The sequence below is a fragment of the uncultured Roseibium sp. genome (genome assembly GCF_947499295.1).
Lineage (GTDB): Bacteria > Pseudomonadota > Alphaproteobacteria > Rhizobiales > Stappiaceae > Roseibium.
Window position 1 is genome coordinate 79,433 of sequence record NZ_CANMNP010000013.1, and the last position, 23,035, is coordinate 102,467.

The 23,035-nt window shown below is 54.5% G+C and carries 23 protein-coding genes; 17 read left to right on the top strand and 6 right to left on the bottom strand.

Annotated elements, in window-relative coordinates; genetic code table 11:
* Positions 1–57 precede the first annotated feature (57 nt).
* The 5 genes from Q0835_RS19255 to Q0835_RS19275 are packed head-to-tail and all read left to right on the top strand — an operon-like array spanning position 58 to position 4,316.
* Complete coding sequence (locus Q0835_RS19255; RefSeq protein ID WP_298963803.1) at positions 58–786, top strand: ABC transporter ATP-binding protein; 729 nt, start codon at positions 58–60, stop codon at positions 784–786.
* A complete protein-coding gene (locus tag Q0835_RS19260; protein WP_298963804.1) occupies positions 773–1,483 on the top strand; it encodes an ABC transporter ATP-binding protein in 711 nt (236 codons plus the stop codon). Before Q0835_RS19255 ends, Q0835_RS19260 begins: the two co-directional genes overlap by 14 nt.
* Before the next feature lies 1 nt (position 1,484).
* The gene (locus tag Q0835_RS19265; protein ID WP_298821826.1) at positions 1,485–2,348 is read left to right on the top strand and encodes a branched-chain amino acid ABC transporter permease; all 864 of its coding nucleotides are present in this window, start codon (positions 1,485–1,487) and stop codon (positions 2,346–2,348) included.
* Positions 2,348–3,370 (top strand): branched-chain amino acid ABC transporter permease, encoded by a 1,023-nt coding sequence (locus Q0835_RS19270; protein WP_298963805.1) that lies wholly within the window; start codon positions 2,348–2,350, stop codon positions 3,368–3,370. The genes Q0835_RS19265 and Q0835_RS19270 overlap by 1 nt, the downstream gene beginning before the upstream one ends.
* Positions 3,371–3,380: 10 nt before the next feature.
* The gene (locus Q0835_RS19275; protein WP_298963806.1) at positions 3,381–4,316 is read left to right on the top strand and encodes a 3-keto-5-aminohexanoate cleavage protein; all 936 of its coding nucleotides are present in this window, start codon (positions 3,381–3,383) and stop codon (positions 4,314–4,316) included.
* An 82-nt stretch (positions 4,317–4,398) separates the two neighbouring features.
* Here the strand turns inward: Q0835_RS19275 and Q0835_RS19280 are convergent, their stop codons facing one another.
* Both Q0835_RS19280 and Q0835_RS19285 read right to left on the bottom strand, forming a co-directional pair.
* On the bottom strand, positions 4,399–6,774 hold the full coding sequence (locus Q0835_RS19280) for a DUF2309 domain-containing protein (protein WP_298963808.1): 2,376 nt from the start codon (positions 6,772–6,774) through the stop codon (positions 4,399–4,401).
* 16 nt (positions 6,775–6,790) lie between these two features.
* Positions 6,791–8,353, bottom strand: coding sequence for a proton-conducting transporter membrane subunit (locus Q0835_RS19285; RefSeq protein WP_298963810.1), 1,563 nt, complete (start codon positions 8,351–8,353; stop codon positions 6,791–6,793).
* 106 nt (positions 8,354–8,459) lie between these two features.
* Between Q0835_RS19285 and Q0835_RS19290 the strand changes: the two genes are divergently transcribed.
* Both Q0835_RS19290 and Q0835_RS19295 read left to right on the top strand, forming a co-directional pair.
* Entirely contained in the window at positions 8,460–9,344 is an 885-nt protein-coding gene (locus Q0835_RS19290) for a LysR family transcriptional regulator (protein ID WP_298963812.1), read from the top strand.
* 75 nt (positions 9,345–9,419) lie between these two features.
* Positions 9,420–9,746 (top strand): hypothetical protein, encoded by a 327-nt coding sequence (locus tag Q0835_RS19295; protein ID WP_298821838.1) that lies wholly within the window; start codon positions 9,420–9,422, stop codon positions 9,744–9,746.
* 147 nt (positions 9,747–9,893) lie between these two features.
* On the opposite strand, the gene Q0835_RS19300 is transcribed toward Q0835_RS19295, so the two are convergent.
* Entirely contained in the window at positions 9,894–11,093 is a 1,200-nt protein-coding gene (locus Q0835_RS19300; protein ID WP_298963814.1) for an NADH:flavin oxidoreductase/NADH oxidase family protein, read from the bottom strand.
* Between the two features lie 79 nt (positions 11,094–11,172).
* A complete protein-coding gene (locus tag Q0835_RS19305; protein ID WP_298963815.1) occupies positions 11,173–11,481 on the bottom strand; it encodes a metalloregulator ArsR/SmtB family transcription factor in 309 nt (102 codons plus the stop codon).
* Positions 11,482–12,296: 815 nt separating this feature from the next.
* On the opposite strand from Q0835_RS19305, the gene Q0835_RS19310 reads away from it, so the two are divergent.
* The 5 genes from Q0835_RS19310 to Q0835_RS19330 all read left to right on the top strand — a co-directional run bounded on the left by Q0835_RS19310 (position 12,297) and on the right by Q0835_RS19330 (position 18,298).
* Positions 12,297–12,557: a DUF4212 domain-containing protein gene (locus Q0835_RS19310; protein WP_298821843.1), complete on the top strand. Its 261-nt coding sequence runs from the start codon at positions 12,297–12,299 to the stop codon at positions 12,555–12,557.
* A gap of 14 nt (positions 12,558–12,571) precedes the next feature.
* Complete coding sequence (locus tag Q0835_RS19315; protein ID WP_298963816.1) at positions 12,572–14,359, top strand: sodium:solute symporter family protein; 1,788 nt, start codon at positions 12,572–12,574, stop codon at positions 14,357–14,359.
* A gap of 121 nt (positions 14,360–14,480) precedes the next feature.
* Complete coding sequence (locus Q0835_RS19320; protein WP_298963817.1) at positions 14,481–16,310, top strand: DUF294 nucleotidyltransferase-like domain-containing protein; 1,830 nt, start codon at positions 14,481–14,483, stop codon at positions 16,308–16,310.
* A 54-nt stretch (positions 16,311–16,364) separates the two neighbouring features.
* Positions 16,365–16,886, top strand: a complete 522-nt coding sequence (locus tag Q0835_RS19325; protein ID WP_298963818.1) for a hypothetical protein — start codon at positions 16,365–16,367, stop codon at positions 16,884–16,886.
* Positions 16,886–18,298 carry an exonuclease domain-containing protein gene (locus Q0835_RS19330; protein ID WP_298963819.1) on the top strand — a complete coding sequence of 471 codons (1,413 nt, stop codon included), beginning with the start codon at positions 16,886–16,888 and terminating at the stop codon, positions 18,296–18,298. The genes Q0835_RS19325 and Q0835_RS19330 overlap by 1 nt, the downstream gene beginning before the upstream one ends.
* Positions 18,299–18,329: 31 nt before the next feature.
* Here Q0835_RS19330 and Q0835_RS19335 read toward each other — a convergent pair whose 3' ends face one another.
* Both Q0835_RS19335 and Q0835_RS19340 read right to left on the bottom strand, forming a co-directional pair.
* Positions 18,330–18,650 (bottom strand): hypothetical protein, encoded by a 321-nt coding sequence (locus Q0835_RS19335; RefSeq protein ID WP_298963820.1) that lies wholly within the window; start codon positions 18,648–18,650, stop codon positions 18,330–18,332.
* A gap of 202 nt (positions 18,651–18,852) precedes the next feature.
* The gene (locus Q0835_RS19340) at positions 18,853–19,587 is read right to left on the bottom strand and encodes a LexA family transcriptional regulator (RefSeq protein WP_298963821.1); all 735 of its coding nucleotides are present in this window, start codon (positions 19,585–19,587) and stop codon (positions 18,853–18,855) included.
* 221 nt (positions 19,588–19,808) lie between these two features.
* Between Q0835_RS19340 and Q0835_RS19345 the strand changes: the two genes are divergently transcribed.
* The 5 genes from Q0835_RS19345 (at position 19,809) to Q0835_RS19365 (ending at position 22,440) form a co-directional block, all read left to right on the top strand.
* Positions 19,809–20,147, top strand: coding sequence for a hypothetical protein (locus Q0835_RS19345; protein WP_298963822.1), 339 nt, complete (start codon positions 19,809–19,811; stop codon positions 20,145–20,147).
* Between the two features lie 22 nt (positions 20,148–20,169).
* Positions 20,170–20,634: a lysozyme gene (locus tag Q0835_RS19350; protein ID WP_298963823.1), complete on the top strand. Its 465-nt coding sequence runs from the start codon at positions 20,170–20,172 to the stop codon at positions 20,632–20,634.
* Positions 20,634–20,987: a hypothetical protein gene (locus Q0835_RS19355; RefSeq protein WP_298963824.1), complete on the top strand. Its 354-nt coding sequence runs from the start codon at positions 20,634–20,636 to the stop codon at positions 20,985–20,987. The genes Q0835_RS19350 and Q0835_RS19355 overlap by 1 nt, the downstream gene beginning before the upstream one ends.
* Before the next feature lie 164 nt (positions 20,988–21,151).
* Positions 21,152–21,451: a DUF6127 family protein gene (locus Q0835_RS19360; protein ID WP_298963825.1), complete on the top strand. Its 300-nt coding sequence runs from the start codon at positions 21,152–21,154 to the stop codon at positions 21,449–21,451.
* A gap of 389 nt (positions 21,452–21,840) precedes the next feature.
* Positions 21,841–22,440: an NAD(P)H-dependent oxidoreductase gene (locus Q0835_RS19365; protein ID WP_298963826.1), complete on the top strand. Its 600-nt coding sequence runs from the start codon at positions 21,841–21,843 to the stop codon at positions 22,438–22,440.
* Positions 22,441–23,035 lie beyond the last annotated feature (595 nt).

Sequence of the window (23,035 nt, forward strand, 5' to 3'; positions counted from 1 at the left end):
CGCGTGGCTGCGAGGCCGCGCGTCAGCCATTTTATGACACCAGCTCTGAAGGTCTGCATGAAACCGGTCCTTGAACTACAATCCGTTTCCAAAGCATATGGCGCGATCACCGTGGCCGAAGACCTGAGTTATCAACTTAGGAGCGGTGAGGCATTGGGTGTGATCGGACCAAATGGCGCTGGCAAAACCTCAATGTTCAATCTGATCACAGGGACAGTTCGATCCGACAGAGGAGCGATCTTTCTCAACGGACAGGATGTGACCCGGCATTCGGCAGCCAAACGCTGCCGGGCTGGTGTCGCGCGTTCGTTCCAGATCCCGCAGCCCTTTTCCAGGATGACGGTCTTTGAGAACACACTGGTCGCTGCCACGCACGGAACACAGAATACACTTGCTGCGGCCAATGCGCATTGCCTTGAGGTGCTGGAGCTGACCGGCCTGATCGACCGTGCCAACGATCCGGCAGGCAAGCTGACACTTCTTGGCCGCAAGCGGCTGGAATTGGCGCGCGCCTTGTGCGCCCGGCCACAGGTTTTGCTTCTGGACGAGATTGCCGGCGGCCTGACGGAAAAGGAGTGCCACGATCTTGTCACGACAATCAACACGATCCGCAAGACCGGTCTGTCGATCATCTGGATCGAACACATCGTTCATGCGCTTCTCTCGGTGGTCGACCGACTGATCGTCATCGATTTCGGCAGGAAGATCGCTGACGGCGATCCGAAGGAAACCATGGCGAGCCAAGAGGTTCAGGAAATTTACATGGGAGTGGATGCCGATGGCTGATGCATTGTTGTCCACACAGGCTCTTGAAGCCTATTACGGCGATTTCCAAGCGCTCTTCGGAATTTCGATTGATGTGTTCCCCGGGGAAGTTATAGCCATCATCGGTGCCAACGGTGCAGGCAAAACGACACTGATGCGCTCCATCACCGGGCTGATCAAAAACAAACCCGACATGGTGTTCTGGAATGGTGCGGCAATCGGTGCGCGGCGTGCCGATCAGGTGGCCGCGGCAGGCATTGCCATGGTCCCGGAAGGGCGTCAGCTTTTTCAATCGCTTTCGGTTGAAGAGAACCTCATCATTGGCGGGCAATTGGGTCGGAAGGGTCCCTGGTCGCTCGAGAAGGTTTTTGAGTTGTTCCCGATCCTGAAGGAGCGGAGGAACGTTCCTTCAACGGCACTCTCAGGTGGTCAGCAACAGATGGTCGCCATTGGACGTGCGTTGATGTCGAACCCGCAAATACTGCTTTTCGACGAAATCAGCCTTGGGCTCGCACCCATCATCATCAAGTCGATCTACCAGGCACTGCCGGACATCATCGGCGAGGGCATGAGTGCCATCATCGTGGAGCAGGACGTTGCCAAAGCCCTGAGTGTTTCGAGCCGGGTCTATTGCCTTCAGGAAGGCCGGATTTCCCTGGAAGGGCGTCCGGAGACGCTGAACCGCGACGATATCAGCGCCGCTTATTTCGGAGTTTGAGATGGACTGGATCAACGCCATCATTCAAGGGATCTTGCTCGGAGGGCTTTATGCGCTTTTCGCCGCCGGTCTCTCGCTCATTTTCGGTGTGATGCGCCTGGTGAATATTGCGCATGGTGACTTCATCGTTCTGGCGGCTTTTTTGGGGCTTTCAGTGACTTCTGTTCTCGGGATTTCACCTTTGCTGGCACTGTTCCTGGTGGTTCCGGCCATGGCTGGGTTGGGATATGTGCTGCAGCGCGGCGTTCTCAATCAAACGCTTGGAGATGACATACTGCCCCCCTTGCTGGTGACCTTCGGGCTTTCCGTTATCATCCAGAACGGGCTTTTGGAAATCTATAGCGCCGACCCTCAAAAGATGAGCGCAGGTCCGATCGAGACGGCAAGCATTGCATTGCCTGGAGATCTCAACATCGGCGTCTTGCCACTCGTCATGTTCCTGGTGGCCGTTGCGGTGATTGCCGGTTTGCAATGGGTGTTTTACCGCTCTGCGCTTGGCAGGGCGTTCCGGGCCGTTTCCGACAAACAGGACATTGCTGAACTCATGGGTCTGAACAAGGCACATGTCTTCGGGCTTGCGATGGCCCTATCCCTGGCGGTGGTCGCCATTGCCGGAGTTTTTCTCGGCATTCGAACCAGTTTCGATCCGTCTATCGGTCCTGGACGCCTCATCTTTGGATTTGAAGCCGTCATTATCGGTGGCCTCGGCAACCTCTGGGGCACCTTGATCGGCGGCATCATCCTGGGCGTCAGCCAGAACATCGGTGCACAGATCAATCCGGGGTGGCAGCTTCTTGCCGGCCACATCGCCTTTCTTTTCGTGCTTGCCGTCAGGCCCCGCGGACTGTTTCCGAGGATCGACTGATGACTACGACAACTTATTCGATTTCCCGATCTTCGACGGTGACCCGGACTGCAGCGGTGGTCGGTATTCTGATCGTTGCAGGTTTGATAGCAGCGCCCTGGTGGGCAGGCCGGGCCGACATGAGGTTGTTGAGCGAGATGTTTCTCTATCTCTCTCTTGCATGTCTTTGGAACCTGCTCGCCGGATATGCGGGCCTGGTCTCGGTCGGTCAGCAGGCTTTCGTCGGCTTCGGCGGATACATGCTCTTCGCGCTTGCGATCTTTGCCGGTGTCTCGCCGATTGTTGCCATACCCCTGGCCGGGCTGCTCGGAGCCCTTGTCGCCGTGCCCGTGGCCTTGCTTATCTTCAGACTGCGGGGTGCCTATTTCGCGATTGGAACCTGGGTGATCGCTGAAGTGTTCCGTCTGTCATTTGCGCAAGTTTCCGCACTCGGTGGTGGGTCCGGCACAAGCCTGCCCGTGGCCATTGTGCGTGGCATGGCCTCTAACCGTTCAATGCGTGAAGCAACGACTTACTGGCTGGCGCTTGGAATGGCCGTTCTGGTGCTCGTGGTGATCTATTTGCTGCTGCGGTCCCGCAATGGTCTGGCGTTGACCGCGATACGCGACAGCGAGGTGGCGTCGGAGAGCTTTGGCATCGATATCTGGCGGCACAAATTCATCGTCTACATTATTGCAGCGGGTCTGACGGCGATGACCGGTGCCTTGATCTTCCTGCAAAAACTCCGGATTTCCCCGGATGCGGCCTTTAATGTCAATGACTGGACAGCCTTTGTCATTTTCATCGTCGTCATTGGTGGCATTGGAACGCTGGAAGGGCCAATCATCGGTGTAATCGTGTTCTTCCTGCTGCGGGAAACACTCTCGGATCTGGGTACGACTTACCTTCTCATTCTTGGTGTTGTGGCCATTGTGGTCATGCTGAAAGCCCCCAAAGGCCTGTGGGGGACTCTGAAGGAACGCACGGGGCTGGAGCTTTTCCCGCTGTCGCGCCGGGTCGTGAAAAACAAATCGGAAAAATGAGGAGGCGGTCTTGGCCGGCAAACGCAACAAAACCATCATCACATGCGCGGTGACCGGTGCCATCCACACGCCCACGATGTCTGACGCTCTGCCCTATACCTATGATGCTATTGCCGAGCAGGCGATTGAAGCGGCAGAAGCAGGGGCATCCATATTGCATCTTCATGCGCGCAACAACGAAACGGGCGCTCCATCAGTCGATCCAGCCGACTTTGCACCGTTCCTGCCGCGCATCAAGCAGGCAACCGATGCCGTCATCAATATTTCAACGGGCGGATCCCTAACACTGTCCATTCAGGACCGGATCAGGCCGGCGGCAACTTTCAGTGCTGAAATGTGTTCGATGAATATGGGAAGCATGAACTTTTCGTTCCATCCGCTTGCCAAACGATACGACAATTGGAAGTTTGACTGGGAGCGCGACTATGTCGCCAATTCCGACGGCAATATCTTTCGAAATACCTTCAAGGATATCCGCGAAGCGGCCGAGACACTTGCCCCTCATAACATCAAATTCGAGCATGAGTGCTATGATGTCGGTCACCTCTACAATCTGAAATTTTGCATGGATACCGGATTGTTCAAGGCACCGATCTTCATTCAGTTTGTCATGGGCATTCTGGGGGGGATAGGAGCGGACATCGACAATCTCGTGTTCATGAAAAAGACTGCCGACAAGCTGTTTGGAGATGACTATCGCTGGTCGATCCTGGCAGCCGGCAACGCCCAGATCCCCATGGCCACCACTGCCAGCCAGATGGGTGGGAACGTGCGTGTCGGGCTTGAAGACAGCCTATTTATAGCGCGGGGCGAACTGGCGCGATCGAATGCGGAACAGGTCGCCAAGATCCGCCGCATTGTCGAAGAGCTGGGGTGCGACGTGGCAACACCTGAAGAAGCAAGGGAAATCCTCGATCTGAAGGGCGGAGACCGGGTTGCGTTCTGAGCGTTGCAACAACGCGCCAACCGGTGATGGCGAATACACCGCCACCGGCGCTGATTATTCAATCCACGGTAACACTGAAGGCTCAGGCGGCCCTTTTCAGATGTTCCTCGCCTGACCAGGCGCCACCGGGCCGATAGCGACTTACAACCGAGCCCTCTTTCATTGCAAAGAGATGCAGCCAACCATTGTCGAAAAGGGTTTCGACTTCCGGATGCGCCTGAAGGATGGTCGATATTGCTTCCTGTGGTGCTTCGATCAGTACGGACAACCGCAAGGGTTTGTGAACCAGTGCCTTGCCGTCATGGAGGGTTTGCCAAGGCAGGCCAGGCCTCAAGTTGCCGCCATTTCCTTCGACGACGCCAATACCGCCAACCGCGTTGTGGATCAGCTTGTTGCCACCCCCGAAGACTTTGGGGGCAACCGAAGACCCGTAATATTGCAGGCTGATCCAACTTGCCACGACCATCGGTGCCGTCAGGATCAGTTCCAGGGTCTTGAAGTCTTCGTCCGTTTGCCAATCGTAGCTGTGAAGGAAGGCGCGGCCTTCCAGATCGGCAGTTGCAGTGACATACCGCGGGGCCGCTACAAAAGCGGCGCATCCAGCAAGACCCCATTCGGGCCGGATCTGCGACCAATCCATGGCCCTGGATGCAATAGTGGCGGCTTTGGCTCCCGGCAGCCGCAGAGCACGTTCGGTGCGCGCCTCTGCGCCTGCTTGCTCTAACCACTTTTCAAGGGAACGAACTTCTGTTCCGCTTCGTCCGCAATCCTCCAGATAAAGGGTTACGTTGTCCGTTGTCGTGTTATGGAGACCTGCAATGAAGCGGGTGTCTGAAGGCACTTCGATGCCTTTTGCGGGAAGTCCCTTGCGGGTTTCTGGATCATTGAGCAATGATGCCAGCAACCGGGCGGAAACTTCTCCTGAATACCCGCCGCATGCGCCACAGTGATAGGCACTCTTGTGGGGATTGTTGGTCATTTGCGCTCCGTGGCCAACGAGAAGGACCGTCGGTGCAAGACCCTTTGTCAGGCTCATGGCCTTCAAAACGGATGCCGCAATTTCAACCTTTGTTTCTGCCCCCAGATCCGGATCAATGTGGGGCACTGGCGACCGCCCAGACTTTTTGCCGGACATACCAATAGCGTTCCCGACCAGTTTGAGCCCATATAGCGGACCGGCAGCCTCAACAAACGCAAACGAGGAAACCGCAGCCTGGCGAAACCGATCAAAGGCCCGAAGCACACGGCGCCCGACCCGTTCTTTGTGTTCAGCTTTTTTGTCACCTTGACTGGTAGACGTCAGCGCGGGTTTCAGCAGGACCGGCAAGTGGTTTTCAACGACATCCGATCCATGGTCTGTGTGCGCAAGTGGCAGGCCGAAGAAGCCGGCAAATCCGATGGTCTCTATGCCTGCACTCTGGCTCTCAAGAGCGCGCCGGAACACCTCGGAGCGAACATCGATACAAAAGGCGGCTTGTACCGCCGGTCGTTTGAGCCCAGCGTTGGAGGTTCCAAGCTTGGATACGATTTCGCGCTGGTAAGCACGCTCGGCTGCTTCTTGCAGGATGGCATCGACCACCTGATCACCAGACGCTGAAAGCGGTGCCTCGTGCGCTGAGATTTCCTCCTTCCATTGGTCGTTGATCTCGGGGAAACGGGTGAGCAGAGCTTCCTCCCAGATCAGCCGAATGGCCAAAATATCGGCAAGGGTTGCGTCCGTTCCGCCATTTAATTCAGCTTGCCAGAGCAGCCAGCGGGCGTGTTGTGCCCAGCCGCCAAGGTCAATCAGGAGGCGATGAAATGCCGTTTCTGCAGCGGCGATGCTGAGTCCAAGAGTGTCCGTCGTTTTCAGGACAGCTTGTTCGGCGGTGTCAGGGGCTGCCGAAACATGCGAGCAAAATCCGCTAAGACCTGCAATTTCGGGGGTAAGGTCCCGGCTGGCCCAAGCGCGCCAGGCCATAAAGGCTCCCTCGTCAGGTGCTGGTGTCCACAGTGCCTGTCCCCTGTCAAAGTGACCTGAAGCCCAAAGCCCGAATGTTCTTGAGATGACGGATGGCCAGTCGATTCCAGATGCGGTTGCAGCAAGTTCTGCGATTGTGCTTGCAGTCTTGGGCTCCCGCGCGGGCTGTGAGGCACGGTCTTTCAAAGTTTCGAGGTTGCCAGGTTTCAAGGGCGAGGAGCTCGCGTCCAGAGCCGCGGTCAGATCTTCGTCTCCGATGCGTCCGGTTTGGATATCGTCAAAATGAGCCTTTCTAGGCTGCGTTAGGTTGACACCGGCAACACGGGCAAGGCGTGCCGACGCACCTGCAAGGTCTTCATTCACCTGACCGAGAAAAGGATTGACCGCAACCGTGGCGTCAAGCGGGAAAGCGGGGGGGATGGCACGGATGGCAGTCTCGCCAGCCTGTAAGATGCCTGACTTCCGGGCGGACGTGAATTGAGCGTGTTTGATGAACATGTGTCTTTTCCCCGGCTTACTTGAACTTTGTGACCTGATAACCGCCAACGAAGCGATCAAGGAGGGCGTTGAGATAAAGACCGTTTGCCACATGGACGCGCAGGCCGGCCGTTGAAGGATGATATGTCCAGAGTGGAAAGAGCGCCTGTGCGAAGGCTACGAGACCGAACGACAGGACTGCCAACGTGATCAGTGCCCATTCCAGCGTCCCGGGATCCGGTGCTGCCGGCAAAGAAGAGCCCCAGACCATGTAGGAGGTCTGCTGAAAGACGAAATAGGCAAACGCAACAACGGTGGCCAGAACAGATGTCCGATAGGTCAGTTCCGAGGGCGCCTCGTCTGCGAGGCCCTGGGCCACGAGGTAGGAGACACCGAAGATCAAGATTGCTCCAATAGCCAATACTTGCGGTGACTTGGGACCGGCAATCAAAGCAAAGACCAGGGAAAGCGCGCCATAAAGAACCAGAGCTATCGCAAACGATTTTGCGACATTTGCCAAACTCGGTACGGCAATCGGGCCAGGCTTGCGTACTCCGGCAACTGCGGCAATTGCCCCGCCTGATGACAGGAATGCATGTGCCTTGTATAGCGAATGAGCAACGATATGCAGGAGTGCGAGCGGCCACAAGCCCAGACCGCACTGAAGCAGCATGAAGCCCATTTGCGAAATCGTCGACCAAGCAAGAGCCGTTTTGATGGCGCTTTGGGTCAGCATGACCACTGCACCGAACAGGGCCGTCAAACCGCCAATGGCAACGAGCACACCCATGGAGCCTGGGCTGGCCTGAACAAGTTCGGCAGTCCGGATCAACAAGAATCCGCCGGCATTGATGATACCTGCATGGAGAAGTGCGGAAACCGGAGTGGGTGCTTCCATGACCTCCGTCAGCCAACCGTGGAGCGGGAAAGTTGCAGTTTTCAAAACTGCGGCAGCGACAAGAAAGGCGATGGCAAGATGCTGCGTGAGGGAAAGCTCTGGTTTCACAGCCTGGACAAGCGCTCGAAGGTCTGCAGTTCCATAGGCGGATATGAACAATGCGCTGCTCAGGATCAGCGCCAGATCGCCGGCATGCCAGACGATGGCAAATTTGGTGGCCGCCCTGTGTGCTGCAGCACGTTCAGGATAAAAGAGCAACAGCCTGCGCAGGCCAAATCCAACGCCGATAAACCCGATCACAAGAACCGGAAGACTTCCCGACTGCGCAAGGAACAGCACTGCGGCGAGCGTTGCGAGCATCAATCCGTGAAATGATCCTTCCCGTGGTTCCCCATCCAGATACGTGCGGGAATAGCGCAGGACGATCCAGCCGACGAATGCCACAAGTATCGTCATCGCTGCGCTGATCGCATCCAAACGAATTACAAGCGCAAATGCACCGTCGAATAGCGCAATTTGCGCCGGTCCGAAGGCGAGCAACTGTGCAAGGCCGATAGCGGATAGTAAAAGGGCTGCAAGTGCGGCGTATTCTGAATACCACCCCGAGAGACTCTGTCGGCGGCCAGTTTGAACCCTTGCATGCAATGCTGTTGCAAGCAGAAGTGCCGGGGCCAGTAGGGTCAATGGAATGAGCTGCGACATGGAGAACCTCGCGATCGTTTCTTGTATCGCAGTGCATATAGCGGCTGGCGTTAATTTTAAAAAATAGATATTATATTAGAATTCGTTCTATTTTTTGGAACTAATTATGCTGAACCTTCATCATCTGAGACTGTTTCGGGCCGTTGCACGAGAAGGAACACTGACGGGTGCTGCGCGTGTTTTGAACCTTTCTCAATCTGCTTTGTCCTCCCAGGTCAAAACACTTGAAGCTGCTCTCGGGCATGATCTTTTTGAGCGGCGCGGGCGCGGCCTTTTGCTGACCGAGGCCGGACGGATCGCGCTTGAACACGCGGATGCGATATTTCGAACAGCCGAGGACCTGACGGCTACGCTTCGACACTCGGGTACGGAGCGCAAAGTCCTCAGGGTCGGTTCGCTGGCGACCCTTTCGCGGAATTTTCAGATCGGGTTTCTGAAACCGATGATCCGACGGCCGGATGTCGAAGTTGTCTTGAGGTCTGGTCCACAAGGGGATCTCCTCAGAGCGCTTGAAGCGCTTTCAGCGGATGTTGTTCTTACCAACCTCGTTCCGGCCCGTGACGCTTCGAGCCCCTATCTGGTGCACACTCTGTCCGAGCAACCGGTCAGTCTGGTTGGCCCAATCGGCCTGCCGGAGCTTGCTGAACGCCCCTGGACAAAGTTGCTCGCAGAAGAACCCTTGATCCTGCCGACGCCGGAGTCGGCACTCAGGGCGTCGTTTGATGCGCTGCTGGTGCAGCTCGGGATTGTGCCGAAGATTGCCGCGGAAGCTGACGACATGGCGATGTTGCGTTTGCTTGCACGCGAGAATGCTGGCCTTGCCGTCATACCGCCAATTGTCGTGCGGGACGAACTGGCTGCAGGAACCTTGATGGAACTTGGCCGACTTGAGGGTATCAAGGAAGAGTTTTTTGCCGTGATGCTGCAAAGACGCTTTCCAAACCCTCTCGTCGCGGAGTTGTTGAAAACATTCAAGAATGACACTGCGTGACAGCGTTCCATCGATTGAGGAACGCTGGAAAAGCTTTTGCACAACAGGCAAGATCATCGAGAGAAAGGGCAAAACATGGCCACGGAAGATGACGTTTGGCGCCGTATCGCCTCCAGAAAGGAATTTGTGGCGGCTTATGCGGACAAGGTGCTGGTCGGGGAGGAGCTGCGTTTCACGATCCACTCGACTGGTAAAATCTCCGGGCACGTGGAGGGTCTAGATCTGGTTGGTGAATGGTATTGGGAAGACGGCTATTTTTGCAGGACTGCGACACTGAATGGCGAAGCGTTGGCTCTGGACTGTGAAATCATCGAGGGCTGCGGCCACCAAATGCGTTACACAAGGGAAAAGGGGCGGGGAGAGTTCTCTATTGTTTCCGTTGAGCAGGATTTGCCTGAATAGTTTCGCGGACATGGACCGATAGACCGGACGCCGATGCCGGATAAAAACGGACCGTCGCACGTTGGATCTAGTTTGCTCCGAATGGGAGGGGTGTCCACCTGTTCGCCACACCAACCCAGGAACATTCGTAGCCCTGTTTCGATCAGCTTAACCGAACCGACTTAGCCAAATCGCGCAACGTTCGGCATCTCTGGCGTCATATGTTGCCAGCGCTTCTGCCGGACTTTGGTCGAAATGATCTTCCCTATCTTCTCCCAAGGCTGTCAGAAGCATTGAGTACCATGCGGTAATGCCTCCACGCGGAGGTTTATCGAACATCGGAAACTCAGGAACGCCACCTGCATCGCTTAGCCAGGCATTCGCCAACGAGGGGTTCAACACCATTGCACGGGCAAGGCTGATTGCATCTGCGGAGCCATCCTGCAAGGCTTGCTGAGCCTGGTCCCGGGTTTCAAATCCTCCTGTCAAAATGATTGGCTTGGACGTGACTTTTTTGGCGCGTTTGGCAAAGTCAATGAAATAGGGCCCAGATGAGGACGTGCCATCAGAACTCGATCTAGCGCCTGGGAAATATGTACCGCCGCTGATATCGATCAGATCTACTGACGTAGCGTCCAGTAGGCGCACAACTTCCAGCGCATCTTCCGCAGAAAGTCCACCTTCGAGCTTGTCGGTCGAGTTGATCCTTATGCCAATCGGAAAAGCTGGTCCAACAGCACCTCGAACAGCATCAACGACTTCGCCGACGATGCGAAAACGTCTCTCGACCGAGCCGCCATAGGCGTCAGTCCGGTGATTGAAAAGAGGAGAGAGGAACTGACTGAACAAAAACCCATGACCGGCATGGATCAAGACGCCGCCGAATCCAGCATTTTGCGCGAGTGTCGCAGATTGTGCGTAGGACCGAGGCAGGTCATGGATTTCAGTCAACGACATGCCCTCGCATTTCAAACCATCAACATCCAAAGGAGACAGCCCTTTGGGGGTGCTGATCGGTCCATGAGCCAGTGCACCAGCGTGACCAAGCTGTGGCCAGATATGCGCACCATTTGTTGATCCGCGTTTCGCCAATTCCCTCATGGCAGTTAAGTCTACGCCTGGTGCCAAAACGAGGTTGCCCGGTTTCTCCGGATAGTGTGGGCTCGTTTGGACTTCTCCTATCAGCGAGAGAGCGGCACCGCCTTCTGCCCATCTTTCATACAACCGGATTTGAGCTTTCGTGGGGTTTCCTGCGCCATCTCCAAGGGAGTCAGACATAGCCGACTTGATCAATCTGTTTTTCAATTGCACGCCACAGGGGAGGTCTAGTGGCAACGCCAGCGGGTTTGTCGCAGGTTGGGTTCTCATCTTTTCTTTCCATCGAAATATTTCGATATACAGGTTCAATTGAACGCATGCCGGTTTAGACCAGGGTCATTTTTGTAACTCAAGGCTTCGAGAGTTCGTCTTTGACAGCAGCGATGAATGCTTGAATATTTTCTTCGTTACGTCTGTAGAATGTCCATTGTCCATGGCGTTCTGCAACCACGAAACCTGCTTGTTTCAACAATCCCATATAATTGGAGACTGTCGACTGAGAGAGTTTGGCTTTCTCCTGAATGTATGCGACGCACACACCTTCCAGGTCTTCATGACTTGGTAAAGCAGGCGGAAAGTTTGAGCGGTCCTTTAACCACTCTAGAATCCTGCGGCGGACCGGATTGTTCAGGGCTGATATTGACTTTTCGATGTCCATAAATCGAAATATCTCGATATATGTATTTTGTCAATGCCTCAAAAAAGAGCCGATGTGTGCATTGGCGTTGAAAAATTAGACCGCAAGGTCGACCGCGTTGCTGGCCAGCATCGTCAATCGATCAGCTTCGGCAATTTTTCCGAAGAGTGTCAAACGATGTATATCGTTCAAGAACCTGCGGATGAGTACTTAGGATTACTTTAAAGTCACTTCCTTTCATCCATATTTTAAGTAAAAATCAAACTGTCAATAAATGGTCAGTTTCTTGGAAAATTTCGCCTAACTAATTACTTTTACAATAGAAAAACATCTTTAGTTGAGAGTACGCTTCGGTCTATTTCTTCAATCTATACAGCCTCTGAGGGTATTGGTTCGGTGTTTCAAGGAATATTTATTGAGTTATCAGGGTAAATACGTATGTCTCAGCCAAAGTGATTATATACCTAAGTATTGATATACGTAAGTAGGCCATACGTAAGTAGTCTTGTCTGACAAGGGCGCGCTGTTACTACACTGCGTTGCAGCAATCAGACGCTTGCGCCAGCGAGGGCCTACTTCGACCGCAGCAGCCGGTCCCGGTCCTGGACTGAGGTGCCAACTGCTTCGTAAGCGGTTGGCTGTTCCGGCCGCCAAGTTTCTGCATTTGCGAACCGGTTGCGGCACCACGGGGTGCTTGCCGCTGCTGCGCCCGCTCTTGGAAGCCGGGCGGGAGGATGGACCGCGACGGCAAAGCACTCTGCCGCGGGACAAGCGAAGCAGGTTGTGGCTTCAGCCACGCCTCAAGGGACAACACGGGTTTAGGCGGAGGAGACATCATGTCCGACAACTCATCCAAAAACGGATATTGGGCAGCCAATATGCGCATCATTTCGATCAGCCTCGTTATCTGGGCGCTGGTCTCCTTCGGGTTCGGCATCTTGCTGCGGCCGCTGCTGAGCGGAATTTCCGTTGGCGGAACCGACCTCGGCTTCTGGTTCGCTCAACAGGGTTCCATTCTCGTCTTCCTGGCGATCATCTTTTTCTACGCAATATGGATGAACAAGGTCGACCGTGAACACGGTGTGGACGAAGAATAAGGGCGCCTGAACAAATGGATCAGTTTACAATCAACTTGCTGTTTGTGGGCGGCTCTTTCGCGCTCTACATCGGCATCGCAATATGGGCCCGAGCGGGTTCGACGTCTGAGTTTTATGCCGCTGGACGTGGTGTTCATCCCGTCACCAACGGTATGGCGACTGCCGCCGACTGGATGTCGGCCGCCTCCTTCATTTCAATGGCCGGTCTGATTGCCTTCACCGGTTATGACAATTCCACGTTCCTAATGGGTTGGACCGGCGGCTACGTCCTGCTGGCATTGCTGCTTGCGCCTTACCTGCGCAAATTCGGCAAGTTTACGGTGTCCGAATTCATTGGAGACCGGTTCTACAGCCAGACAGCTCGCATCGTCGCAGTTATCTGCCTGATCGTTGCCTCGACCACTTATGTTATCGGGCAAATGACCGGGGTTGGCGTTGCCTTTGGCCGCTTTCTGGAAGTGGACAACACGACCGGTCTGCTGATCGGTGCCTGTGTTGTCTTTGCCTATGCGGTTTTCGGTGGCATGAAAGGCGTGACCTACACGCAGGTGGCGCAATATGTGGTTCTGATCACCGCCTATACCATTCCGGCGGTCTTCATTTCGTTGCAGCTGACGGGAAATCCGATCCCGGGTCTCGGTCTTTTTGGAGATGATGTTGCCAGCGGAGTCCCGCTTCTGACCAAGCTGGATCAGGTGGTCACGGATCTTGGATTCAATTCCTATACGGCGCACCATTCCGATACTTTAAACATGGTGCTGTTCACCCTGTCGCTGATGATCGGTACTGCCGGGTTGCCGCATGTGATCATGCGCTTCTTCACCGTGCCGAAAGTCTCCGACGCCCGCTGGTCCGCCGGATGGACGCTTGTGTTCATCGCGCTTCTTTATCTGACGGCTCCGGCTGTCGGCGCCATGGCCCGGCTCAACATCACGGAAATGATGTGGCCAAATGGCGGGATCAATGGCGGTGCCGTTGCGGTCGAAACGATTGCCGAGGATCCCAAGTATGACTGGATGGATACTTGGCAGAAAACCGGTCTTCTCGATTGGGAAGACAAGAACGGTGACGGCAAGATCCAGTACTACAACGACCAGAATGCCGAAATGCAGGTTGTTGCGGAAGAAAAGGGCTGGGTCGGGAACGAGTTGACCAAGTTTAACCGCGACATTCTGGTTCTGGCGAACCCGGAGATTGCAAACCTCCCCAGCTGGGTGATCGGTCTGGTGGCCGCGGGAGGCCTGGCGGCCGCACTCTCAACCGCAGCCGGTCTCTTGCTGGCGATATCGTCGGCGGTCAGTCACGATCTCATCAAAGGGGCGATCAATCCAAGAATCTCTGAAAAGGGTGAGTTGTTATCGGCCCGAATAGCGATGGCGGTTGCGATCGTCGTGGCGACCTATCTGGGCCTCAATCCGCCCGGCTTCGCGGCCCAGACCGTGGCACTTGCGTTCGGCCTGGCGGCAGCTTCCATCTTCCCGGCGCTGATGATGGGTATCTTCTCGACCCGCATCAACAACACCGGTGCCGTGGCAGGCATGCTGGCAGGCCTTGTTGTAACCCTGGTCTATATCTTCCTGCACAAGGGTTGGTTGTTCATCCCCGACACCAATTCCTTCTCGGACGCTGATCCGCTTCTTGGGCCGATCAAGTCAACGTCCTTTGGTGCAATCGGCGCGCTGGTCAACTTTGCAGTTGCATATGTTGTGTCCGGCATGTCCAAGGAAACGCCTCAAGAGATCAAGGATCTCGTCGAGAGCGTACGTGTGCCGCGGGGCGCGGGCGAAGCTCAAGCGCACTAAGGCAGCCATTGGGGAGCCGATTTTCGGCTCCTCATTTCTCCCAGACCTGTCCTGTCCGTTCTTGAACGGGCAGGACCCTTGCATTTCCCGGACAAGCATTTCTCAGACAAGGCCAACGCATATGCCCCTGAAACCGGATCAGATCCTGCGGTTCCTGAAATCGGTCCATCCATATGATGTGCTGCCGGAAACCCTGCTGGCGAATTTGTCCGGTCAGATTGATGTGTGGAATTTGGCAACCAATAGCGTTGTCTATGATCTCGGTGACACATTGCGCGGCCTTTTCCTGATTTATGACGGGGCCGTCGAGGTTCGCGATGAAAACGGCGAGCTCATAAGTCAGCTGGGCTTACGCAATTCCTTTGGCGAACGCGGGCTGATGCTGGACGGTGTGGCCGTGACTTCGGCGCGAACGAGCGAGGATACTCTTTTGCTTGTGTTGCCACCGGCGGTGTTTCACGACCTTCTGGCGACACAACAATCCGTCTCATTGTTCTTCAACAGAGCACCCAAGAAACAAGCACGCGGCAATGAGCTGGCGACAACTCGAGCGGAAACGCTCATGACGAAGGACCCTCTCACCTGTCGACCGGCAGACAGCGCACAACTTGCCGCTCGAGAAATGCGCGACAACCGGGTGTCGTCCCTCTGTGTCACTGACGAGGACGAAACTCTTGTCGGTATCGTCACCATTCGAGACCTTTCGGGAAAAGTGCTCGCAGAAGGGTTGGATCCCGGGACGCCTGTCAGAAACATCATGACTGGCAACCCGGTGACACTCCCAACCTCTGCTATCGGTTCGGATCTTCTGCATCTGATGATGGAGAGAAAGATCGGTCATGTGCCGATTGTTGACGGAGGGCGCCTGGCTGGAATTGTCACACAAACGGATCTGACAACTTTTCAGGCGATAAGTTCAGCCGAGTTGGTAGGCGAAATCTCTCGCTGTGCTGACGCAGAGGAGATCTCCAAGGTTACAGCGCGTATTCCGGCGCTGCTGGTCCAACTGGTCGCGGGTGGCAGCCGGCATGAGATTGTCACAAGACTCATAACCGATATTGCCGACACAGCAACGCGTCGTTTGCTGTCGCTTGCGGAAAGCAAACTCGGTCCTGCGCCAGTACCTTACCTTTGGCTTGCCTGCGGGTCTCAAGGACGGCAGGAGCAAACAGGCGTCAGCGATCAGGACAATTGCCTGTTTCTTTCAGATGAAGTGAGCGATGAAGGCCGGAGCGGCTATTTCGCCGATCTGGCGCGAATGGTTTCCGATGGGCTCAATACTTGCGGATACGTCTACTGTCCGGGGGACATGATGGCGACCAATCCGCGCTGGTGCCAGCCTTTGCGCGTCTGGAGGTCCTACTATGAGAGGTGGATCGCCAAGCCTGACCCTGAAGCGCAGATGTTGAGTTCCGTCATGTTCGATCTGCGACCCATCGGCGGAGACACGTCTCTGTTTGAAGAGCTGCAGGAAACGACGCTCAAAGCGGCAAGCGAAAATTCGATTTTTGTGGCTCACATGATCAGCAATTCCCTGAAACACATGCCGCCGTTAAACCTGCTGCGCGGACTTGCGACAATCCGCTCGGGTGAGCACAAAAATGCACTGGATCTGAAGCTCAACGGTGTTGTGCCGATCGTCGACCTTGCCCGCATTTACGCATTGCGCGGACAAATTGGCTCCGTCAATACACGGGCGCGGCTCGAAGAAGCCCGGCAAACGGGGCAGCTCAGCCAATCGGGAGCCGGGGATCTTTTGGATGCCTATGACTTGATCGCCGAGACACGTTTGGAGCATCAGTCCAACCTGATCAAGCAAGGACAGGCGCTGGACAACTTTTTGCGACCGTCCAGTCTATCCGATTTTGAACGGAGCCATCTCCGGGATGCCTTTGTCGTGGTGAAGACGATGCAGTCCGCCGCGGGGCATGGACGGGGCATGCTAAGCTAACAAACTACAAAGAGCCGCTGCGGCAAAGAATGCAGTGGCTCACGGGAGGAAGCCATGTTTGTGGAACTGATCGCGACGATCGTTGCGGGCGTAGCAGCCGCCGGTCTCGTGATGCTGCTGAACAGAACGTTGAAAGGGCGTCTTCCGCGCTGGTTTGCACCTGTGGCTGCCGGTATTGCGATGTTGGCGACAACCATTGCGAATGAATACGGCTGGTATCCAAGGATCAAGGACACGCTGCCGGAAGAGGTGGTGATTGCCCAGACAGTCGAAAACACAGCGTTTTATCGGCCGTGGACATATGTCTTTCCGTTTGTGGAGCGCTTCGTTGCCATAGATCTGGCATCGGTTCGCACCCATCCGGCGCAACCGGCAGTCAGGCTTGCGGAAACATATTTTTTCGGTCGATGGTCTCCTGTCAGCAAATTGCCCGTGGTTACCGATTGCGTTGCCTTCAAACGAGCCGCCCTGATGGATGGCGTGAGTTTCGAAGCTGACGGCGTGATAAACGGCATCAACTGGACGCATGTGCCAGCCGAAGACCCGATCATATCGACGATCTGCGGGACAGAGTGATGTTTACCTCGCTCAGCCTGCGCTTCCGTATCTTCTTGTTGTTTGCCGGGGTCAGTGCGGGCAGCATCCTGGTCGTTGGTGTCTCGCTCTATGTCGGATTTCTGAGGACAGCGGATACCGATCCGGCCTCTGGATTTGTGTTTGCGGCTATCCTTTCCGGATTTGGGCTGCTGGCGATTTGCGCGGCTGTCTGGCTGCTCTTTGATGAAAATGTCGCCAAGCCGATTGAGCATATGGCCTCTGCGATGCGAACGCGCATTCATGCGGACACAAACGCTCCCTTCGATCTGGATCAGGCGCGCTACCTTGGTGACCTTGCTCCGGCCCTTCGTGCCGTTTCGGGCAGGCTGTCTGAAGTATCAGAAGACGCGGACGAGTTGATTGCCGAGGAAACGAGCCGACTGACAGCCGAAAGAGCCCATCTGGCGTTGCTGCTGACCGAAATACCGGTGGCAATCGTTCTCGTCAGCCCAGCCAACCGCATCATGCTCTATGACGGCCAGGCGGCGGACGTGCTTGGGCAGGTTCAAGTGCCGCGCTTAAGCGCTTCTATCTTCGACTACTTTGAAAAAGGCGATCTGGAATCGGAACTTGAAAAACTCGATGGAGCCCGGCGAGAGATTGAGGCGAGTGTGCGCGGAACCCGCGGCAACTTGAATTTCAGGTTGCGCCTGAAAAAGCTGAGCGCAGCAACCGGATACATGATCCTGATCGACGGTACCGACGCATCCATGGCGCCGGAGGCTGCACGCCCCCTGATTTATGATTTTGATTTGTCGGCACGCGATACGGAGCGAGAGATTGAGAACATTCTTCTCAAGGATCTCAGCTTCGTGGTGTTTGACACCGAAACGACGGGATTGATGCCCAACAAGGACGAGATCGTGCAGATAGGCGCGGTCAGGGTCGTGAATGGGCGTATTGTGGAAGGTGAAACGCTTGATCAGCTTGTCAATCCTGGACGTCCGATACCACCGGCCTCAACCAAGGTTCACGGGGTCAATGACGATATGGTCTCGAATGCACCGGGCGCAGAACAGGCTGTTTCACTTTTTCACGATTTTGCCAGGGATGCGGTGATTGTCGCGCATAATGCGCCATTTGATATGGCATTTCTCCGGCGACATGGCAGGCTCTCGGGGCTTGCCTGGGAACACCCGATCCTGGACACAGTGCTGCTTTCAGCTGTTGTGTTCGGGACAGCAGAAGATCACTCACTTGACGGATTGTGCGACAGGCTTGGTATTGAAATTCCTCAAGAGCTTCGCCACACCGCGCTGGGCGATGCGCGGGCAACCGCCGAGGCATTGTGTAAATTGCTACCAGTTCTGACCTCACTCGGATTTGAAACATTCGGGCAAGTTGTTCAGCAAACCAGGCGGCATGGCAGGCTTCTGAAGGATCTGAATTGAAAGTTGCCTCTGCCTGTTGCCACGCCTTGTTTTAGGCGGCCGCAAGGAGCGGAACGCCTGCGCGTTTTCCATCGATCATTTCGCCGCCATAGTCGGACCAAGCAGCACCTTGTCCGATATCTTGTTCGGGCTCCGGGAAGGCACTTTCCAGAACAGTGTCCGTGATGTTGTTGCACCAACCCTCTTCCGGATTGAATTCGAAGACTGCCATGATGTTTTCCAGCTGACCGCTCCGAATGTCTTCCATGAGCTTCTTCAGGTCCATTTCCTCCAGCCCTCGTTCGGGCGTATAAAGACAATTGCCGAGATCACAGACAACGGAAAAGTAAGATCGGTCCAAGTTCAACGCCATTCACATACCTCCAATACGTTCATACGCAGTCAGCTTATACGCAAAATGCGTACAAATCAAGTCGAATGAGTCAAGGCGTATGCTCGATACGTAAAAGGTTGCGGAGGTTCGTTAAGCATCAACTCTGAAGAGGCCGCTCGAAATCCAAGCGCGCAATTCAGCAGTATTTCACGCGCTGGTGCACTGATGGCGTTCAAAGCTATCAGACGATTTGACGGATAACACTCAGGATCTTCGCAATGATGCGGACTTCCGTGGCTTCCTCATCATGCTCGTTAAAAACAACCGGTTCCTGAAACCGGGGGTCATCCGATTCAGGGAGAAGCTCAATCTGACCGTTGTGGCGCAAGATACGTTTCGCAGTGCGTTCGATCGTGTGTCCGCCGTCGCGAGAGCGTTCCACCACAACAAGGTCACCGGATTTGATTTCGATGCCGGCTTCCATGAAGTCCAGACACAGAATGAAATCGCCGTTCCGTGCAATTCGATTAAGACTTTCGCCGTTGATTTGCAAAAGATATTGGCTTTCTGGAGGAAACCTCAGATCACCTGAAAGTGTCGCCCTTTTTGTTGCGTCAGTTTCGAAAAGGCCGGCCTCCATCCAAAGACCGGCGGCAACCTGCCCCTTGATTTCCAGTGCCTGCGCCGCTCTTGAAGGCGTGCTTGCAGCCTCCAGATCCGTGATGGAGTCCGGGGCAAGCGCCAGGATGTCCTCGCGCGTGATCGGGTGTTCGCCCTTTCCAATAAGAACGGGCAGCAGTTTGGCGACAAAGTCCGAAGGCAGAGCAGGTTTTGAATAGTCCTGACTGAAATACCGCTGAATGGACGACGCGTTCTGATAGCCCATTTCGCGCGCGATGGCGCGAATGGACAAGCCGCTTCTATCCTTCAGGTCGACAAGCTGTCTTGAGACAGCGGATTGCTCGATTTCACTCATGCTTGCTGATGCCGGTTGTTGTCCGTGGTGTACGCAATAGCATACAACTTTATAGAAATCTACCTTGACGTACGTACGCGCAAAGCGTACGAATTACTCGTGTAAAGAGTATGTTCAGGGAAGCACAATGAGAACTGCAATGAAATCGACCCGGCTTTCGGCCGAACCAGAGGCGCGGGCGGCAGATGCGTTAGGTGCAGATGCGGTTGGGAGGCCCGGCGATGAGCGAGCTTAGGGATCAAATCGATGCGGCGCGTGCGAAGGTTGCGCATTTGAGGATCAGGGCGGAAAGGCCGGATGCAAGGCTCGAGGATGAATTTGCACTTGAAAAGGCGCGAACAAGGTTGCTGACGCTCGAGTTGAGACATCTGAAGCAACGCAGCACCAGTGTTTCATCAGTGGCGCGTGGCGAAGGCCATCGGCAAAGCGAAAGGCGAAACAAACCAATAGGAACAAATAGAGAACGAAATGGAGGTCGTCCGTCGTCAGCGCGCGAGCGGGCAGAAGCTGCATTCAGCGCGTTGGGGCAAAAGAACGGACCAAAGAAGGAAACCACTTGATGGCATCAAAAGGACATGAAAGATGGGACGTAAAACCCGCCTGGCCGGTACTATTGGTGCGGCTGCAATTGCTCTTGTGGGTGCATGGGAAGGCCTGCGCCTGGTCGCCTACAAGGATGTTGTGGGAGTGCCAACCGTCTGTTACGGCGAGACCTACGGCGTGAAGATGAGCGACCGGCACACAAAGGCCGAATGTGATGCAATGTTACTGGCCTCGCTCAAGAAACACGAACGCGGCATGCGCAAGTGCCTGCGCAACCCTTACTCTATTCCTGCCAAGTCCTATGTCACCTTTGTGAGTTTGACTTACAACATAGGGGTAGCGGCCTTCTGCCGGTCGACGGCGCGAAAACGTCTGAACCGTGGCGACTACAAAGGCGCTTGCAACGCTGCCACCTGGTTTAACAAGGCAGGCGGCCGAACGATCAAAGGCTTGGTCAACCGCCGTACGGCTGAGCACAAGATGTGTCTGGAAGGCCTAAGATAATGGGTCTGGTTGCCTGGATCCTTCAAAGCCGTACCGCTTGCTCTGCCCTTGCCATTGCCGCCGTTTTGGGCGGCATTTTCATTTGGCATCTGGTAGACAAGTCGAGCGCGGTTCGGAAGGCCGTTGTTGAATACGTGGCAGATGTGGAATTGACCGAAGCACGTGCTCGGCTTGCAGAACTGAAGCGCCGCAAGGTCGTCACCGATCGAGCCAACCGGCGTTTTCTCTCCCTAATTGAACAGGCCAACGCGGAAGCGGAAGCCGCATCACAGGAGTTGGAGCATTATGTTTCGACTGTCGAGGACAGTTGCATTGTGCAGCCTGGTCTTTTTGAGCGCTTGCGCAACCGCTGACGATCGATTGCGGGCGGCCGCGAAACAAACCGCAGAGACAGAGGCAACCAAAGAGTTGCCCGACTATCCAGGGGATTGCCGGAAAAAAGAGCGCTCGGGCGTTCGAGAAGGTGAGCCACTGGACTTTGCCTTGATCCGCACCGATCAAGCGCTAGGCAGGGCAAATGCCCGTGTTCGGCGATGTCATCAATGGTATCAAACAATCAAAGTGGGATTTCGAGGAGAGCGATTTGACTGAGGACCAGTTACGCAAAGTCGCCCGTGAAAGTGGGGCAGAGGGGGCACGAGAAGTTTTACGGACACTCGGTGTGGACGTAGATCAACCTTTGGAAGCGCAGAAAGACATGCATTTTCTTCGGGATCTTCGGAAAGGAACGTTGAGCGTCAAAGGAAAAATAATCAATACGGTTATTGGTGCTTTGGTGCTCGCAGGGCTGTACAGAATTCTAAGCGGGCTGAGATAGTAAACCCAACACAGTCTGTAAATTTTAAAGTGCTTGGTCCAATACTCGTTTGTTTTCTGCTGACAATCTGGAGTTTTATGTGTGCTGGTGAGGCAACGATTGTCTCCATCGGGTTGCGGAATTTTGATTTCCTTACGGACTAGTCGGCTGCGTTGATCTGGAAAGTGCAAATAACCTTTCATCCGCTCGCCAATTCGCCTGAAGCCACTTTGGCTTCCAATGAGCAAGGTTTAATGCGCACTGAAATTCTGATCTAGTTTCAGAACTGTGATGGTCTGATGCCTCAACACACTGTTCAATAAATATGACCTAGTGATCAAAAAATCCAGATATTATCTCTAATTCAGAAACGATCTGTAAGCAATTGGCTTCGTATACTGGAGAGAGAGATGCAGAATTCGGAAAAAACAATTCTTCACATCGATGCCTCGGCACGTGTCGAGGGCTCAGTAACCCGTGAACTTACCGAGGTGCTGGTGAAGAACATGCTCGAGAAGTTCAAAGATGCAAAGGTGTTGCGGCGTGATGTTTCGCAAGGCTTGCCGTTCCTGGAAGAAGCGTGGGTGGAGGCTAACTTCACGGATGAAGCATTGCGTACCTCAGAGCAGCGTATGAGGTTGGCGCTGTCAGATACGCTCGTGAACGAACTTAAGTTATCGGACACGATTGTCATAGGCAGCCCGATTTACAACTTTTCCATACCAGCGGCTCTGAAGGCCTGGATAGATCTTGTCGCGCGTGCACGCGAGACCTTTAGGTACACTGACAATGGTCCAGTGGGCCTTTTAGAGGGTAAGAAAGCAATCGTTGTTGTGGCATCGGGAGGCACAAAGGTTGGATCCGAAATTGATTTTGCAACCAACTATTTAAAACACGTTCTTGGGTTTCTCGGTATCATCGATGTTGAAGTCGTCGCCGCCGACCAACTTATGGTCGACCCAAATCGACGCCAAGCAGCACTGGCCGCATCGCTACAGACAGCAGCTTAGTGGGAGCCCGCCAACCGCGAATATGTCTAAGGACTTTCAGGGTTTGCAACCTAAGAGAGTGTTTGATTTGATTTGGCGTTTCGACTGAGCTGAGCGATCTAACTTGTTTAAAGCTTGTTGTCGCTTCCCGACGAACATAAAGGCCAGTTTGATCAATCCACACAACTGACCGGCCGACACCTTCTGGTGCGGCTGGCAGCTAAGTCGCTATAAACAAGTTTAATTTAATTTCCAACAGGCCGATAGTGACCTAACGGCCTAAATTCTCTTTCTTTTTTCGGTTGGAACTAAATCAGTCCAACCACAATCGCAGCCAAAAAGACGAAAGCTGCAAGGAAGGCAATCACATTCAGGTTTCGTACTAGGGTCATCTGCCCGCTCCCGATTACCTCTGTCTGACTAACCAATATTAAGTCAGTGAATTAAGGAAGCGAAGCAAAAAAGATGCTGCAATGCAATGAAGAAATGCTCGTACGGGTTGTTTTGGGTACCAAAAAAATAAGTAACTTGTTGAAAGAAAAAGATACATTGCGTGAATGGAAAGATGGTCGCTTTTTCTGACTAATGACGTTGATAATTTTTGCTCACGCTTGTT

Bases quoted from the DNA above. Each gene is read 5' to 3' on its own strand.
- Q0835_RS19255 (WP_298963803.1), top strand. From the start codon at position 58: ATGAAACCGGTCCTTGAACTACAATCCGTTTCCAAAGCATATGGCGCG.
- Q0835_RS19260 (WP_298963804.1), top strand. From the start codon at position 773: ATGCCGATGGCTGATGCATTGTTGTCCACACAGGCTCTTGAAGCCTAT.
- Q0835_RS19265 (WP_298821826.1), top strand. From the start codon at position 1,485: ATGGACTGGATCAACGCCATCATTCAAGGGATCTTGCTCGGAGGGCTT.
- Q0835_RS19270 (WP_298963805.1), top strand. From the start codon at position 2,348: ATGACTACGACAACTTATTCGATTTCCCGATCTTCGACGGTGACCCGG.
- Q0835_RS19280 (WP_298963808.1), bottom strand. From the start codon at position 6,774: ATGTTCATCAAACACGCTCAATTCACGTCCGCCCGGAAGTCAGGCATC.
- Q0835_RS19285 (WP_298963810.1), bottom strand. From the start codon at position 8,353: ATGTCGCAGCTCATTCCATTGACCCTACTGGCCCCGGCACTTCTGCTT.
- Q0835_RS19290 (WP_298963812.1), top strand. From the start codon at position 8,460: ATGCTGAACCTTCATCATCTGAGACTGTTTCGGGCCGTTGCACGAGAA.
- Q0835_RS19295 (WP_298821838.1), top strand. From the start codon at position 9,420: ATGGCCACGGAAGATGACGTTTGGCGCCGTATCGCCTCCAGAAAGGAA.
- Q0835_RS19300 (WP_298963814.1), bottom strand. From the start codon at position 11,093: ATGAGAACCCAACCTGCGACAAACCCGCTGGCGTTGCCACTAGACCTC.
- Q0835_RS19305 (WP_298963815.1), bottom strand. From the start codon at position 11,481: ATGGACATCGAAAAGTCAATATCAGCCCTGAACAATCCGGTCCGCCGC.
- Q0835_RS19310 (WP_298821843.1), top strand. From the start codon at position 12,297: ATGTCCGACAACTCATCCAAAAACGGATATTGGGCAGCCAATATGCGC.
- Q0835_RS19315 (WP_298963816.1), top strand. From the start codon at position 12,572: ATGGATCAGTTTACAATCAACTTGCTGTTTGTGGGCGGCTCTTTCGCG.
- Q0835_RS19320 (WP_298963817.1), top strand. From the start codon at position 14,481: ATGCCCCTGAAACCGGATCAGATCCTGCGGTTCCTGAAATCGGTCCAT.
- Q0835_RS19325 (WP_298963818.1), top strand. From the start codon at position 16,365: ATGTTTGTGGAACTGATCGCGACGATCGTTGCGGGCGTAGCAGCCGCC.
- Q0835_RS19330 (WP_298963819.1), top strand. From the start codon at position 16,886: ATGTTTACCTCGCTCAGCCTGCGCTTCCGTATCTTCTTGTTGTTTGCC.
- Q0835_RS19335 (WP_298963820.1), bottom strand. From the start codon at position 18,650: ATGGCGTTGAACTTGGACCGATCTTACTTTTCCGTTGTCTGTGATCTC.
- Q0835_RS19340 (WP_298963821.1), bottom strand. From the start codon at position 19,587: ATGAGTGAAATCGAGCAATCCGCTGTCTCAAGACAGCTTGTCGACCTG.
- Q0835_RS19345 (WP_298963822.1), top strand. From the start codon at position 19,809: ATGAGCGAGCTTAGGGATCAAATCGATGCGGCGCGTGCGAAGGTTGCG.
- Q0835_RS19350 (WP_298963823.1), top strand. From the start codon at position 20,170: ATGGGACGTAAAACCCGCCTGGCCGGTACTATTGGTGCGGCTGCAATT.
- Q0835_RS19355 (WP_298963824.1), top strand. From the start codon at position 20,634: ATGGGTCTGGTTGCCTGGATCCTTCAAAGCCGTACCGCTTGCTCTGCC.
- Q0835_RS19360 (WP_298963825.1), top strand. From the start codon at position 21,152: ATGCCCGTGTTCGGCGATGTCATCAATGGTATCAAACAATCAAAGTGG.
- Q0835_RS19365 (WP_298963826.1), top strand. From the start codon at position 21,841: ATGCAGAATTCGGAAAAAACAATTCTTCACATCGATGCCTCGGCACGT.